The sequence below is a fragment of the Bacillus cereus group sp. TH152-1LC genome (genome assembly GCF_027710505.1).
Lineage (GTDB): Bacteria > Bacillota > Bacilli > Bacillales > Bacillaceae_G > Bacillus_A > Bacillus_A mobilis.
Genome location: NZ_JAQFNK010000020.1, coordinates 1 through 15,565 on the forward strand (window position 1 = coordinate 1; position 15,565 = coordinate 15,565).

Here is a 15,565-nt window from a genome sequence, read left to right on the forward strand (position 1 = left end):
GAAATTCATGTAAAACCAGAAGAAGAGCAAGTTGAAGAAGAAATAACAGAAGAAATCAAAGAAGAAAAACCGGAAGAGCCAAAGGTGACAGAAGAGCCGAAAGAGCTAGAGAAGCCAGAAGTTACGGAGAAACCGGAAATTCATGTAAAACCAGAAGAAGAGCAAGTTGAAGAAGAAATAACAGAAGAAATCAAAGAAGAAAAACCGGAAGAACCAAAGGTGACAGAAGAGCCAAATGTACTAGAGAAACCAGAGGTAAAAGAGAAGCCGGAAATTTTAGTAACACCAAAAGAAGAAAAAACTAAAGAAGAAACAACAGAAGAAATCAAAGAAGAAAAACCGGAAGAGCCAAAGGTGACAGAAGAACCAAACGTGTTGGAGAAACCAGAGGTAAAAGAGAAGCCGGAAATTTTAGTAACGCCAAAAGAAGAAAAAACTAAAGAAGAAACAACAGAAGTATTAAACAAACAAAGTGTACAAGAAAAAGTAGAAGTAGAAGTACAAAAAAAACAAAATGTACAAGAACAAGTACAAAATAAATCTGAAGTATCATCAAGTGAAGAAAATAATAAGAAATCAAAACTTCTTCCTCAAACAGGTGGAGCATCAACAGAAGCTACTTCTGTTATGACAGGTATGTTCTTATTACTTTTCGGAGCAATGTTGTTTAGACGTCAGAAAAACTAATGAACATGAGAGTTTGTTTGGAAACAAAATGTATGTAAAAAAGCGGAGACTATAGATCTCCGCTTTTTTATTTTCGTACGTAGCTAATCCGAACTTTACTTATTAAGTGTTGTTTTAATTGATACGTTTTAAAATCATATGCTTTATGTTTTTACGAAATCGGGTGATTAGCGTAATGATAATTATACCGAAGAGAATTTTCCATATGTGTTGCCCGAGTATTTGGAAGATCACATCTAAATTTTCACCTAACCAATAACCGCCGATCAAGAAGAAGGATACCCAAAATAGAGCCCCTGAGTAAATTGTCATCGCAAAGCGACGAAATGGTAAGTTGATAATGCCTGCAAAGTACCCTGTGAAATGACGGACACCTGGGATGAAAAAGGCGATAAAGATTAGAAAGTAGCCGTATTTATTGAACCACATTTTTGTTAAATTAATTTTCTTTTGAGTTAAAAATACATATTTCCCGTACTTCTGAATGAAGGGCATGCCTAGTTTATTTCCTACAAAGTATTGGAATGTCATACCAGCGCTTGTCCCGATAAAAGATAACACAATTAAAATTGGTAGACTCAAATCACCTTGGTGCGATAAAAATCCTGCATAGGCTAATGTAGGCTCCCCTGGAAATGGAAGCGCAATATATTCTAAAAGTAAACCGACAAGTACTACATAATACCCGTATTGCTGAAATAATTCATGAATCCATTCCATATTGTGCGCTCCTTTTTAAGTGAGTTCTCTCTATTTGAATCGACTTGAGGCCATACTCAATATAGCTCTTTGCTAAGTAGCAAAGAGCATTGAAGTGTACATGTTACTATGAGTTAAAGTTATAGCGGTACAAAAATACGTTGAAATCTTCTTCTGTTGGTCCGAAATTAACGGCCTTTTCTTGTATGCGCTCGAAGTTTTGTCTGTCATAAAATTCATAGTTACATTCGTTATCTGTATATAAATATAAAGATGTTACGTCTTCTTTTTTCATGTATTGGAATAGATGACTTAGTAAAGACTTTCCAACCCCAAGACCTCTTGATTCTTCGGATACGATGAATAATTGTATACAGCCTTGAAATTGCTCTTCTTTTCCTTGAATGAGTTCTTTATATGTTTTTTGTACTCGTATAAATGCTTTTAAAAATTCTCTATTCTCTTTATTCGTTATGAATAGCTTTAGCGTGTTAAAGGCAAAGCTAATCGTATTATGGAATCTTTTTAAACGGTTTTTATCTTTTTCAGAATCGCCTAAAATGACACCAATCACTTTATTATCTTTTTCAGCTACTTTACTGAAGGAACTCCCTAAAATACAACTGTGTAAATAAAAGTTTAATACGGAGTTTAAGAAGTTTTTATCGGAAATGAATTCATTAAATCCAAATGCTTCACCGATTAAATGTTTTATAGGCTCATAGTCTTCCTTAACAAGACTTCTATATTTTACTGTGTTCATAATTGTATACTCCCTTTATTAATGTAAATGACTTATTATAAATAGTAAGGTCTCCTCTAAGGGGAGAGTCAATGGTTGCATACGAAAAAATATAAGGGAAGAGATGCAAATGAAAAAGTTATTTTCTATTGGAGAAGTTGCAAAAATAAAGGATATTACGATAAAAGCGCTAAGATACTATCATAAGATGGGGATTCTTATTCCAAAACATGTTGAGGAATCAACGGGGTATAGATATTATTCGATAGATCAATTTATTCACATTGATATTATAAAAAGCTGTAGAGAGTTGAACACGAGCATAGTAGAGATGCAAGAGATTTTTTAAGGAATGTAATACGGATAAATTGCTACGATTTTTACAAGTGAAGAGAGAAGAAGCAGAAGAGCATATAAAGAAAATGAAAGAGGTAATGGAAACGATTGATGACTTACATGAGAAAGTAGGGAGTTCACAGGAAATATTAAAGAATGATGGAATCTCTATTAAATTTTTTGAACAGCGTTATGTCGTCGTTGCGCCTTGTAAAGAAGTAGGGAGTTTACAGGAGTTACTGTATTATTCCGATTTAGAGAAAATCGTGCAAGATTATGAAGAGAAGATGGAAATGGAGATGGGGATTCTCTACAATGTAAATGCAAATTGGGATGTAGAACCGAAGTATGTTTTTAATAAAGTACGAGATGGTGTACATATGGAGGATATGCAAAATATAAAAGTATTACCAGGCGGGGAATATATAACGTTAGCGTATAGCAAAGAAAATGAGGAAGAACGTCGAAATACCATAATGAAATACATAAAAGAAAATAATATAGATGTAGAGAGTTTTATTGAAGTGGAGCTAGTTAGTGATATTTTTAATGCGGAGACGTATAGTTGTCAAATTCAAATTTTGATAGGGGATAGTGAGAATAAGAAGTTTTGATGCTATACATGCCTACTTATTAATAAGAAAGACCATCCCCAAAAAAATGGGATGGCCTCCTTAAATCGTATTATTTACGTGAAAATCCTTCTTCATCAAGGTATTCCGCAGCTTCTGGATAAGAGTTGAATGTACCGTCTAAGTTTACACCAGCGTACACGTTCCACATGTCATCCTCTTGAATAAGAGTTAGGATATGACCGTCTTCGTTCTTCCATTCTTCTTCAGCAGCAGGTTCCATTGGTGCTACAATTTCCTCTGGCTCCTGTGATAGACGTTCAATTACTTTTTCAATTAATGAACGTAGTTCTTCTTCTGAAAACTCACGGATGTTAATCATACCTTTATCATCTGTTTTATAACCTTTAATGAAGTTTGCATATACAAATCCGTTTCCATTTGGGTGTAAATGATATACAACGTTCTTTTTATCTAAACGACTTTCTTCAAAGTGAAAGTTTACGCGTTTTAGTGATACGTTCTTTCTTTCTAATTCTGGGAAAGATTCAATAATCGATAATTTTTCTTCAAAAGTTAGCATAGTGCCTCCAAATATATAATAAAAGATTTAATTTATCTATTATAGCATAGTTATAATGGTTTCCAAAGGTAAGGAGGGGCTTATAATTGAATGCGTTTACGTCACGATACTGTAAAAAGTGGACTAACGAATATATTCTTTTAGGTGTACAATGGAAAATGGACTTTATACGAAGGTGGTTATTATATGTTTCAAAAAATAGCAAAGGAATGTTTAGCAGGTTTTACTGTTGCGATTGTTGCGTTGCCACTTGCCATTGCATTTGGTATTGCTGCAACAGGAACGTCTGAGGGAGCACTAGTCGGATTGTATGGTGCGATTTTTGCAGGTTTATTTGCGGCTGTATTTGGCGGGACACCTGGGCAAGTAACGGGGCCAACTGGACCGATTACGGTTATTGCAACAGGAGTTATTGCGACGCACGGATTAGAGGCGAGTTTTATAGCCTTTATGATGGCGGGACTGTTTCAAATTTTATTCGGTGTATGTAAGCTTGGTTCTTACGTTCGATATATTCCGTATCCTGTCGTTTCAGATTTATGAACGGAATCGCATTAATTATTATTTTAGGTGAAATGAAGCATGTGCAAAATAGTTTTCTACTTGTAGTATTAACGATTATTGTAATGATTGTTTCTGGAAAATGGATTAAGGCTATTCCATCTAGTTTAGTTGCATTAGTCGGTGTGACTGCATTGCTTCCTTTATTTTCTTCTGCGTTAGAAGGGCTTACAGTGAAGTTACCGATTATCGGAAACTTGTCATTAAATAAGATGATTGAAAAGATCGGGACGATTCCAGAAGCGATGCCGACGCTTCATATTCCATCTTTAAGTGGAACAGGCATCGCAGAACTTATTTTACCAGCGCTTAGTATTGCTTTATTAGGATCGATTGACTCGTTGTTAACATCGGTTGTAATGGATAATGTGACGGGTACACGTCATAAAAGTAATAAAGAACTGGTCGGACAAGGTATCGGTAATATGATGAGCGGATTGTTTGGCGGATTAGCAGGGGCAGGAGCGACTGTACGGTCTATCGTTAATATAAGAAGTGGCGGTAAAACGGCGCTTTCAGCAAGTATGCATAGTGTTATATTATTTATTTTCATTATGGGACTTGGATCAGTCGTGCAATACATTCCACTTGCTGTATTGTCAGGTATTTTAATTTTAACTGGTATTGGCATGTTTGATTGGGAAAGCATGAAAAAGATGCATGTAGCACCAAAAGGTGATGTCATTGTTATGCTCGTAACGATGGTTGTCACGGTGAAGTTTGATTTAATGATCGCTGTTGCGTTCGGAATTATTCTTTCGTTCATTATATATATGGTGAAATGTAAAGAACGTAAAGCTTCTATTGTAAAAGAAAAGGGAGCAACGTATAAAATTAAAGGCCCACTTTCTTTTTTAACAGTGGATCGTATTTTTTATGCTTTACAAGACGTAAAGTCTCCGGTTGTTTTACGTATGAAAGATGTGCGCTATATGGATGTATCAGGAGCGATGGCGTTGTTAAACTTTGTTGAGCAGTCGGATAAAGTGGGCGCGAGTGTGACGCTAGAACATGTACATCCGCACGTTGAAAAGACGATAGTGACGTTGGCGAGTGATGAGCAAAAAGAGAAATTAAAATTCTTGGGAACTGAAGCTGTGTAATAATAAAAAACTTTCACACGGAATGTTTTGTAGAGTGTGAAAGTTTTTTATTATTTTTCCTGTGTTTTTAATATGTGAAATTTGTATATCCAGATGTAGCACGTTTGTTGATAATTGATTTTCTACACAATATAGTAACATCTTAGATTAGCAATGTGCTATTATAAAAAGGTATTTGAATTTTGAGATTCCTTTATATTCAGAAGGAAGAGCTTTAAGCTGGAGGGAATATTTGATGTACAAACAGTTACCACATGGAGTGAAGATCGGGATTACGCGATCAATTGTTGTTTCTTTTGAGAAGTATATGAAAGAAATTGAATGGAATGAAGAGAAATTTGATATGCAGCAATTTGTTGAACAGTGGAAACAATATTTATACACAAAATCAACTTGGATTAATAAAGTAGACGAAGAGTTGAAAGGACATCCAGATTTCCATCAAGCATTAGCGATGAAAGTGAATGAAAAAATTAACGAATTTATTAATGAAAAACCGAGCGAAGAGCAAGTAGAGCAATTAAAGAGGCATGAAATGAAACACGCAGATGAAATGTGCAAATTAGAAGCTGAATATCATATTGAACGTTTATTAGTAACGAAGTAAATTTTACATAAAGAATAGGCCTGTCCAAGGAGATGTGATGACCATCTTTTTGAACAGGCTTTTTGTATGAAAAAGAATAAGAGAGGCTGCTTTGGAAGCAGCTTCTCTTATTAGTCTTGTGGTACAAACGCTTTCCAAGAAGATAAATCCATATCTCCTTTTAATATAGATGAAGCAGGGAAGACAAATGACCACGGTTTTGTAGTGTTCGCTTTAATCTCAAGATTTGGTAATGTGAAAGCTCCTTTCACAACAACTGCACCTGAAGCATCTTCAATATGCAGAGGAAGCTGCTCTAGTTGAATAGTGTCTTTGCAACCGTTACGAATAAGAAGCGTTGCATGTAAATCACCGTTTTCTTTTCTTGCAGCTTGCAGACCTAGGAAGTTAATTTCACCATCATTTGGAGGTGTTAAATTGTCTACAAAATTACGTAAAGCTTCTTTGCTTGCTTCAGGTAACTGAGCTTCCCAAGATGGATCTAAATCTAATGCGTGCTTACTTTCAAGTTCAAATGCTAATTCCCAATCTGTTTGTGATAATTCAGTATCTGTAATTGTTTCTTGCTCAAATGTAAAGATGAATGGCATATTTACATTTGCAGGAATATCTCCTAATGCAGAAAGGTTAAATGTTTTGCGGGCACACAGTTTCTTCTCTTTATTTAGAAGGACTAATGTAACCTCTTCGAAAGAAATTGGTTTTGGAACAGTGCTGCGAATAAATACAGCTACGTCATAACCATTATCACGTTTTTCAATCTCAATTCCAGATAAAGAAATTTGATATTCTTGTAAACGTGTTAGTTCTTTATGTAAAAATTGATAAATGTATTTTTGTTCTTGTGCTACTGCACCCCAGCTGGGGTGGAAGTAAAGCGTTGGTTTTATAGTTTTATTTTCAGTGTTTGTTTCTTCTTGTCCGAATAATTGATTACTAGAGACAGTCGTATCTTTTCCGCTTTTCTTAGCTCTTTTTAGGAATGATAACATTATCTTTCACCTCGTTATTGTACGTTTTCAGGAACACCTAAATGTCTTGCAACATAGCGGCACATTTCTTTTTCGAAATTACCATATGTGTATAAAAAGATATCTAAACCTTCTTTTTGATAAAGACGAGTAGGGTCTTCTTGTTGATATTGTCTTAGCCCGATGCCTTCTTTTAAGTGGGTCATCGCATCTAAGTGATTTACCCAGTTCTGATCTAGGAAATGAATGGCAACATATCGTAGCGACTGCTGTAAATCAGTATGGCTATTTAGTTCATGTACGCGCTCTTTATAAAGAGATAATGTTTCTTTCAAAACGGATTGTAAATCTTCTGGTGAATGTACATTATTCGCTGATAGTGATGGCATGTTTGTTACTGGTAAAATTTCGTTTATGTTTTCTGTTAAACGAGTGAAATCCCATTCTTCCGGAAGCATACCTTCTAAAAGATATTGCTTAGAAATGGCTTCTACAGCATGATCAATCATTGGAATAATAATTTCAATCATATTTATATCTTCTTGTAACAAGTTATTACGTAAATTATAAATAACGTTACGTTGGTCATTTATTACATCATCTAACTTTAAATTGTACTCACGCATTGAGAAATGGCTACCTTCACAAATTAATTGTGTACGGTTCACGAAATCATGGACTTTAGAAGTTAGAATAAGTCCTGTTTCATCTGGTTTCAGTGATTTATTTAATTTCTCGACTTCTTCTTGTGCGAAACGTTTTAGCATTTCATCTTCTAAAGAAAGGAAGAACTGAGAGCTACCTGGATCTCCTTGACGACCAGCACGACCTTTTAGCTGATTGTCAACGCGTCTTGATTCATGGCGTTCTGTTCCAATTACATGTAATCCACCAATTTCATGGACACCCTCACCTAGTAAAATATCAGTACCTCGTCCAGCCATATTCGTCGCAATTGTAATTTGTCCTTTTTGTCCAGCTGTTGCGATTAAATCGGCCTCTTGTTCTGCACTTTTTGCATTTAATAATTGATATGTAATATGCGCTTCATCTAAGTAACGAGCAACAGTTTCTGATTGTAAAATTGACATTGTCCCAATTAAAATCGGGCGTCCTTGTTTATTGTGTTTTAGAACATCTTCACGTACGGCTTTATATTTAGCATCGGCTGATACGTACACGACGTCATTTTTGTCTTCACGAATGATAGGACGATTTGTCGGAATCGGCATAACTTCCATGTTATATACACGGTTAAATTCTTTTTCTTCCGTTTTTGCTGTACCTGTCATACCAGATAATGCTGGATACATACGGAAGAAGTTTTGAATTGTAATGGACGCTTGTGTTTGGTTTTCTTCTGTGACTTCTAAACCTTCTTTCGCTTCAAGAGCTTGGTGTAAGCCGTCACTTAAAGAGCGACCATCCATAACGCGGCCAGTGAAAATATCTACAAGTAGAATTTTTTCATCATGTACAATATAGTCAACATCACATTGGAAAGCGACATGAGCTCGTAATGCTTGAATCATATAATGATATAAAGTTTGATGTTCTAAATCATATAGGTTATCGATATCAAATAAATCTTCTATTTTTGTAATACCGTCTTCTGTAAAACTAGCAGATTTCGTTTCTGCATCGTACGTGTAATGAAGAGTATCTTGGAATGACTTAATAACTTTTGCACATAAATAGTGTAAATCAGAGCTGCTTGATTTCTTACCAGCGATAATAAGAGGTGTCTTCGCTTCATCAATTAAAACGCTATCAATTTCATCGATAATAGCAAAATGATAGGGACGTTGTACCTGCTCATTTTTTGAAGAGGCCATATTATCACGTAGATAGTCAAAGCCAAATTCTGTTCCAATACCATATGTAATATCAGCTTCGTAAGCAAGTTTCTTTTCGGAAGGATCGATTTGAGGAATATTCAATCCAACCTTTAAACCTAGAAATTCATGAACTTGGCCAATTAATTCTTTATCTCGTTTTGCTAAATAGTCGTTTACAGTAATAACGTGAACACCTTTTCCTTCAAGAGCACGTACGTATGTTGGAAGAGAAGAAACTAATGTTTTTCCTTCACCAGTTGGCATCTCTGCAATATTACCTTCTAATAGTACAAGGCCACCAATTAACTGCACATCGTAGTGACGTAATCCAAGTACACGCTTTGCAGCTTCACGTACAACAGCGAACGCCTCTACTTTTATATCATCGACTGTTTTTCCATCGTTTAGCATGTTTTGAAATGTGATAGTTTTATGGCGTAAGGATTCATCAGATAAATCAGATATTTTTTCTTCTAGATTATTAATTTCTTGAACAAGTTGTTCATATTTTTTTAGTTTTCTCTTTTGAGAATCTCCTAACAGCTTTTTTACCGAATTCAGCATGTTGTAAACACTCCTCTTACTGACAATAGCTACATTATAGCACATGTTTATCCGGAATAAGTAGAAGTAGTAAATTGAAGAAAAAACTGGATATAAATAAGGTGTTATTACATATGATATATTTAAAAGCCATAAAGAAAGAGAGTATTCAATGTATAATAAATTTGGTATGATAACTAAATGAGATAAAGTGAAATTTTTCAAAAAAGAGAAGAATATAGATATCTCGTTTTATGATGTAATAGGTATGAAAATTATATATTGAAAGAAAAGAGCAAGAAGATGAATAATAAGTTTGTGAAAGGCGCTGCGATTTTAACGATTACAACGTTTCTATCGAAAGTGTTGGGAAGTTTTTTTCAAATCCCATTACAAAATATAGCAGGAGATGAAGTGCTTGGGATCTTTCGCCTTGTTTTTCCTGTATATATGATAGCTTTAACTTTATCAGTAGCGGGAGTACCGCTAGCTATATCACAGTTAATCGCTGAACTTCATGAGAAGAATGATAAAGATGGGATTGCCAAACTATTTACGTCAGCATCTATTATTGGAGTAATATTTGGGGTACTTGGATTTTCGGTTATTATGATTGGATCAAGTATGTTTGCAAATATGCTTGGTGGACAAGATACGAGACTCCCATTAATTGTTACTTCGTTTGCTTTATTAATTGCACCATATATGGCGGTATATCGAGGGTATTTCCAAGGTTTTGGAGATATGATTCCTACCGGGGTGTCACAAGTAATTGAGCAGTTCATTCGTGTTTTCTTTATGTTAGCAATTGCATTCTTATTTGTATCTTGGAATAAAGATAGTGATGTTGTAACAGGTGGTGCAATGATTGGTTCTTGCCTTGGGGTAATTACGTCACTTATCTATTTGAGATTGAAGTATGTAAAAAGTATATATCGTTATAAAAGTAATACATATTCACTGCAAGACTTTAAATATAATGCAAAAAAAATACTTCGGGTTTCGATTCCAATTGCGATTGGAGCATTATCGATGCCGTTGTTAAATTTAGTTGATTCTGTAACGATTCCACATATGCTACATGAATCCACTACAACGATTCAAGAACAATTTGGTATATATAGTCGTGGTTTTGCCTTTACGCAATTAATTGTCGTATTTGCAAGCGCGATGGTATTTCCATTAATCCCGTTGTTAACTGCTGCATTAACCAAGAAAGATATAGCGTTAGCAAAACACACAATTGAACGAACAAATGAGCTTGCTCATGTTTTAACAACGCCGATAACAATCTGGCTCATGGCACTTACAGTCCCGTTAAATGTTGGATTGTTTACAGATGCTAAAGGGAGCGGCATGTTAGCTATTTTAATTGGTAGTTCGTATTTCACATCACTTATGGTATTATCAATAGGAATTTTGCAAGGAATTAACCGTTCTCAGCAAGCGGCGTGGATAGTTGTTGGAGCGAGTTTTGTAAAAGTCATATTAAATATAGTACTCGTAAGTCAATTTGGCATAACTGGTGCGGCTTATAGTACACTTATCATATATATCATGATTTGTATCGTAAATTATATATACATTCGAAAAGAATTGGCTTATTCGATTCGAATGGGTAGATTTTTTGCTGTAATTGGAGTATCTAGTATAGTAGGTATAGGATTATATTTCACATCTACTGTAATAAATGTGGCAGATTCTAGACTTATTGCAGTAATATATAGTGGTTTAGCATTTTGTGTGGCCTTGTTCATATATGGCATATGCGCATTAAAGTTGAACTGGATATCCAAAAAGCAAATTCCATTTTTGCGTAAGTAAATTTGTCTATAAATGAGTATGGTTATGTATATGTTTGTGAAAGAAATCAATTTGAAGTTATCCAACTTTTCTTATTAAAGAGTTGATAGCAATTTGTTGAATGACAAAAAGTTGATTGCGAAATGTTGGAGGAGATTAAGAGTGCGGTTAGTTTTATCAGGATATTATGGTTTTTATAATGTTGGGGACGAAGCAATTTTGCAATCAATTATTAAAGCGCTACATGCAGAGAATCCTACTCTTGAGCTTGTTGTACTTTCGAATGACCCCGACTATACAAGAAAAATGTACGGTGTAGAGGCAGTAAATCGCTGGGATATAAGAGCAATTTATAAGGAAATAAAGAAAAGTAATGGTTTAATTAGCGGAGGGGGAAGTCTCCTTCAAGATAAAACGAGTATTAAAAGCATTTTGTACTATACAGGTATTATGCGGATTGCGCGTTTTTTGAAGAAGCCGTATTATATTTATGCGCAAGGAATTGGTCCAATTACGAAAAGGCAAAATCGTTTATTAGTGAAATGGCAAGTATCAAAAGCGGCATATATATCAGTTCGTGATGAAGATTCATTTTTGTATTTAAAAGAAATGGGTATTAAGAAAGATATCGAACTAGTTCCAGATCCAGTATTGGCATGTCAACCAGAAGGAATAAAATCGGAGTGGCTGCAAAAACATTCGATTCAAGGGAAAGTAATCGCAGTTAGTGTGAGGTATTGGGACGCGAAAGAAGATTATATGAAAAAGCTAGCAGATACGCTGAAAAAATTTAAGCGTGAGGGATATCATATTTTATTCGTACCAATGCATGGACCATTTGATCAAAATGCATCACGCGATATTATTAACTTAATGGGAGAAGAAGCTCATATGCTTCCGTATAAGCTGGATATCCATGAGAAAATTGCAATTTTGTCGGAATGTTCGCTTTTAATAGGTATGAGACTTCATGCGCTCATACTATCTGCGGTTGCTAATATTCCTATGGTCGGTATTTCATATGATCCAAAGATCGATTCATTTTTACAACAAATAAATCAGCCAATTATCGGAAACGTAGATGGTGACTGGACGGCTGAAACTTTGTATAATGTGGCAACGAAGCAACTAGAACAAAAAGAATATGTACAAGCAACATTGGAACAAAGAGTAGAAGAATTGCGAGAACAAATTTCAACAGCGTCTCGCTACATCATAAGTGACTTGAATACAAAAGAGTTTGAAAAAAGGGGAATGGAATCTTAATTTAAGAGGACATCCTCTTTTTTATTTTTGGAAAAAAGAAAATGTCGAAAGTAAATAAATATTTGTAGAAAAACGTCGAACTGTATGAATTATTTAAAATATATGCTCATAAAAAGAAGTTTGAGAGATAAGATGTATGTTTGGTAATTCTAACATTAATATATATATATTATGTTAAGATTTTACGTTTTAGTTAGTGAATTATAAGAAAATAGGTATGGTAATTTCGGAAAATTGGACGGAAGGAAAACTGTCGATTAATGTCGCAATATCTTTATAAACGGATATTGAAATTGCAAACGTTTTTCTGCTATAGTTGTAAATGGTTATGGAAAATTATTTGAAATGCAATTCTGACGCGTTTTTCTGTTCGTTTAAAATATTCTGATTTTATAATCTGGATTTTTAAAATAAAAGTCGAAAAAACGAACAGTCAGAATTTCGAAAATTCACTTTTTTGTCGAATTTCAGATTTTTGATTGGATAAAAATGGTGTGTAATTTCTTTGTGATTCTATACAAAGAATACTTTAACCACATTTATAGCTACTAGTTTCAAAAATAAATAGAATATCTATTTAAAAACTTATGGAACTAGTATTACATTCCTAAGGAGGAAATATATAAAATGGCAAAGACTAACTCTTACAAAAAAGTAATCGCTGGTACAATGACAGCAGCAATGGTAGCAGGTGTTGTCTCTCCAGTAGCAGCAGCAGGAAAATCATTCCCAGACGTTCAACCTGGTTCTTGGAGTGCAGAGTACATTGATTATTTAGTAGCAAAAAAAGCAATCGAAGGTAAACCAGACGGAACATTCGCTCCAACTGAAGCAATTGACCGTGCTTCTGCAGCGAAAATTATGGCAATTACATTAGGCTTAGAAGTTAAAGAAGGTGCAAAACCATCTTTCAAAGATGCTCAAGATTCATGGGCTGCTAAATATATCGCAGCTGTTGAACAAGCTGGTGTAATTCAAGGGGATGAAACTGGTAAGTTTAATCCAAACAACCAAATTAATCGTGCTTCTATGGCAACAATGATCGTAAAAGCATACAAATTAGAAGGTAAAGTAAACGGGAAATTAGAAACTACATTCCCTGATTTAAAAGATCACTGGGGTGAAAAAGCTGCAAACATTTTAGTTACTTTAGGAATCACTAATGGTACTGGAAATGGTTGGGAGCCAGATAAATCTGTGACTCGTGCAGAAGCTGCTAAATTTATTGCTAAGACTGATAAAGAGTTCGGTAAAGAAGCAGCAACAGTTGAATCTGCTAAAGCAGTTACAACTCAAAAAGTAGAAGTTAAATTCAGCAAAGCTGTTGAAAAATTAACTAAAGAAGACGTTAAAGTAGCTAACAAAGCTAACAACGATAAAGTATTAGTTAAAGATGTAAAATTATCAGATGATAAAAAATCTGCTACAGTTGAATTATATAGCAACTTAGCTGCTAAACAAACTTACACTGTAGATGTAAACAAAGTTGGTAAAGCAGAAGTAGCTGTAGGTTCATTAGAAGCAAAAACAATCGAAATGGCTGACCAAACAGTTGTAGCTGGCGTAGACAGCGAATTAAAATACACAGTTAAAGATGAAAACGGTACTGAAGTTGTTTCACCAGCTGGTATTGAATTTGTATCTCCAGCTAAAATTACAGATGGTAAAATCAAGTTAGAAAACGGTACTTCAACTACTGTAAAAGCTGTTTACAAAAAAGACGGTAAAGTAGTAGCTGAAAGTAAAGAAGTAAAAGTTTCTGCTGAAGGTACTGCAGTATCTACAATCTCTAACTGGACAGTCGTTTCTAATGAAACAGATCCTAAATTTGATGCAACTGACTTCAAACAGAATAATAAAGTATATGAAAATGATGACGCTGTGTTAAAAGTTCAATTAAAAGACCAATTTGGTACTGTAGTAACTGACTTAAATAAACTAAAAGTTGAATTTGAATCTTTAAATACAGAAGCGGTAGTAGTGGATAAAGCTACTGGTAAAATCACTGTATTAGGTACAAGCGGAACAGCTCCAGTAAAAGTAACTGTTAAAGATGAAAATGGTAAAGAACTTGCTACAAAAACAGTTACTATTGAAGCATTTGCTAAAAAAGCAATGAAAGAAATTAAATTAGAAAAAACTAACGTAGAACTTTCTACACAAGATGTAACAAAGTTAAAAGTAAAAGCTCCAGTTCTAGATCAATACGGTAAAGAGTTCACAGCTTCTGAAAATGCTCCTTTAACTGTAGATGTGAAAGTACTTGATAAAGATGGCAAAGCAGTTGCAAACAAAGACTTTGCTAAATATGAGAATAAAGAATTAGTTTTAGATACAAAAGGACAAGCTGCTGGTAAATACACAGTAGAATTAACTGCAACATCTGGTAAAAAAGAAGCTAAAGCTACATTAGCTTTAGAATTAAAAGCTCCAGGTGCATTCTCTAAATTTGAAGTTCGTGGTTTAGAAAAAGAATTAGATAAATATATTACTGATGAAAACAAAAAGAATGCAATGACAGTTTCTGTTCTTCCAGTTGATACAAACGGTTTAGTACTAAAAGGTGCAGAAAAAGCAACTTTCGAATTAAAAGCAACAGATAAAGATGGTAAAGAAATTAAAGATTTAACTAACCGTGTTTCTGTAAGCACTAATGTTGAAAATGAAAACACAATCACTTTAGGAGCAGAAGCGAAAGCTGGAGATACTTACACTGTATCTATTTCAACTGGTGGCAAACTAATCACAACTCACTCATTCAAAGTTGTTGATACAGCACCAGCTGCTAAAGAATTAGCAGTAGAATTTACAAGTACATCTCTTAAAGAAGTAGCTCCAAGTGCTAATTTACAAGCTGCACTTTTAAATATCTTATCTGTTGATGGTGTACCTGCAACTACAGCAAAAGCAACAGTTTCTAATGTAGAATTCGTTTCAGCTGATACAAATGTTGTAACTGAAACTGGTACATTCGGTGCAAAAGGCACAACATCTATCTACGTGAAAAGCATGACAGTTGTAAAAGATGGAAAAACACAAGAAGTAAAATTTGATAAAGCTGTACAAGTTACAGTTTCTATTAAAGAAGCAGCACCTGTAGCAAACTAATTTAAAATCATTTGATACATGAAATGATTAAGAGAAGCCTATGAGAAAATAGACAAAAGTCTATGAGTATCATAGGCTTTTTGTTTGGATTTTATTTCATGTGTATTTGAGGTTGAAAAGGAATAGTTTTATTGAGAAATAAATAG

At 34.4% G+C, this 15,565-nt stretch carries 10 protein-coding genes and 2 pseudogenes; 7 read left to right on the forward strand and 5 right to left on the reverse strand.

All coding sequences use genetic code 11. The annotated features are described in order from the left end of the window. Nucleotides 1–687: LPXTG cell wall anchor domain-containing protein (locus tag PDL00_RS27705; RefSeq protein WP_270732571.1), on the forward strand; the 687-nt coding region annotated here is incomplete at its 5' end. Nucleotides 688–801: 114 nt separating this feature from the next. On the opposite strand, the gene PDL00_RS27710 is transcribed toward PDL00_RS27705, so the two are convergent. Continuing rightward, nucleotides 802–1,407 (reverse strand): DedA family protein, encoded by a 606-nt coding sequence (locus PDL00_RS27710; RefSeq protein WP_242257223.1) that lies wholly within the window; start codon nucleotides 1,405–1,407, stop codon nucleotides 802–804. 106 nt (nucleotides 1,408–1,513) lie between these two features. After that, nucleotides 1,514–2,149: a GNAT family N-acetyltransferase gene (locus PDL00_RS27715; RefSeq protein WP_270732575.1), complete on the reverse strand. Its 636-nt coding sequence runs from the start codon at nucleotides 2,147–2,149 to the stop codon at nucleotides 1,514–1,516. A gap of 109 nt (nucleotides 2,150–2,258) precedes the next feature. On the opposite strand from PDL00_RS27715, the pseudogene PDL00_RS27720 reads away from it, so the two are divergent. Beyond that, nucleotides 2,259–3,078: pseudogene (locus tag PDL00_RS27720) on the forward strand (MerR family transcriptional regulator). A gap of 70 nt (nucleotides 3,079–3,148) precedes the next feature. Here PDL00_RS27720 and PDL00_RS27725 read toward each other — a convergent pair. Next, a complete protein-coding gene (locus tag PDL00_RS27725; RefSeq protein ID WP_061679992.1) occupies nucleotides 3,149–3,619 on the reverse strand; it encodes a hypothetical protein in 471 nt (156 codons plus the stop codon). Between the two features lie 186 nt (nucleotides 3,620–3,805). Here PDL00_RS27725 and PDL00_RS27730 point away from each other — a divergent pair. After that, nucleotides 3,806–5,283: pseudogene (locus PDL00_RS27730) on the forward strand (SulP family inorganic anion transporter). A gap of 235 nt (nucleotides 5,284–5,518) precedes the next feature. Next, on the forward strand, nucleotides 5,519–5,890 hold the full coding sequence (locus tag PDL00_RS27735) for a hypothetical protein (RefSeq protein ID WP_242257219.1): 372 nt from the start codon (nucleotides 5,519–5,521) through the stop codon (nucleotides 5,888–5,890). A 110-nt stretch (nucleotides 5,891–6,000) separates the two neighbouring features. On the opposite strand, the gene PDL00_RS27740 is transcribed toward PDL00_RS27735, so the two are convergent. Continuing rightward, nucleotides 6,001–6,882 (reverse strand): accessory Sec system S-layer assembly protein, encoded by an 882-nt coding sequence (locus PDL00_RS27740; RefSeq protein WP_270732579.1) that lies wholly within the window; start codon nucleotides 6,880–6,882, stop codon nucleotides 6,001–6,003. Between the two features lie 14 nt (nucleotides 6,883–6,896). Further along, entirely contained in the window at nucleotides 6,897–9,263 is a 2,367-nt protein-coding gene (gene secA2 / locus PDL00_RS27745; protein ID WP_270732581.1) for an accessory Sec system translocase SecA2, read from the reverse strand. A 282-nt stretch (nucleotides 9,264–9,545) separates the two neighbouring features. On the opposite strand from secA2, the gene PDL00_RS27750 reads away from it, so the two are divergent. The 3 genes from PDL00_RS27750 to PDL00_RS27760 all read left to right on the forward strand — a co-directional run bounded on the left by PDL00_RS27750 (nucleotide 9,546) and on the right by PDL00_RS27760 (nucleotide 15,419). Continuing rightward, nucleotides 9,546–11,066, forward strand: a complete 1,521-nt coding sequence (locus tag PDL00_RS27750) for a putative polysaccharide biosynthesis protein (RefSeq protein WP_242257216.1) — start codon at nucleotides 9,546–9,548, stop codon at nucleotides 11,064–11,066. Between the two features lie 141 nt (nucleotides 11,067–11,207). Then, nucleotides 11,208–12,311, forward strand: coding sequence for a polysaccharide pyruvyl transferase CsaB (gene csaB / locus PDL00_RS27755; protein ID WP_242257215.1), 1,104 nt, complete (start codon nucleotides 11,208–11,210; stop codon nucleotides 12,309–12,311). A 627-nt stretch (nucleotides 12,312–12,938) separates the two neighbouring features. Continuing rightward, nucleotides 12,939–15,419 (forward strand): S-layer homology domain-containing protein, encoded by a 2,481-nt coding sequence (locus PDL00_RS27760; RefSeq protein WP_270732585.1) that lies wholly within the window; start codon nucleotides 12,939–12,941, stop codon nucleotides 15,417–15,419. The last annotated feature ends 146 nt before the right edge of the window (nucleotides 15,420–15,565 follow it).

Bases quoted from the DNA above. Each gene is read 5' to 3' on its own strand.
- PDL00_RS27710 (WP_242257223.1), bottom strand. From the start codon at position 1,407: ATGGAATGGATTCATGAATTATTTCAGCAATACGGGTATTATGTAGTA.
- PDL00_RS27715 (WP_270732575.1), bottom strand. From the start codon at position 2,149: ATGAACACAGTAAAATATAGAAGTCTTGTTAAGGAAGACTATGAGCCT.
- PDL00_RS27725 (WP_061679992.1), bottom strand. From the start codon at position 3,619: ATGCTAACTTTTGAAGAAAAATTATCGATTATTGAATCTTTCCCAGAA.
- PDL00_RS27735 (WP_242257219.1), top strand. From the start codon at position 5,519: ATGTACAAACAGTTACCACATGGAGTGAAGATCGGGATTACGCGATCA.
- PDL00_RS27740 (WP_270732579.1), bottom strand. From the start codon at position 6,882: ATGTTATCATTCCTAAAAAGAGCTAAGAAAAGCGGAAAAGATACGACT.
- secA2 (WP_270732581.1), bottom strand. From the start codon at position 9,263: ATGCTGAATTCGGTAAAAAAGCTGTTAGGAGATTCTCAAAAGAGAAAA.
- PDL00_RS27750 (WP_242257216.1), top strand. From the start codon at position 9,546: ATGAATAATAAGTTTGTGAAAGGCGCTGCGATTTTAACGATTACAACG.
- PDL00_RS27760 (WP_270732585.1), top strand. From the start codon at position 12,939: ATGGCAAAGACTAACTCTTACAAAAAAGTAATCGCTGGTACAATGACA.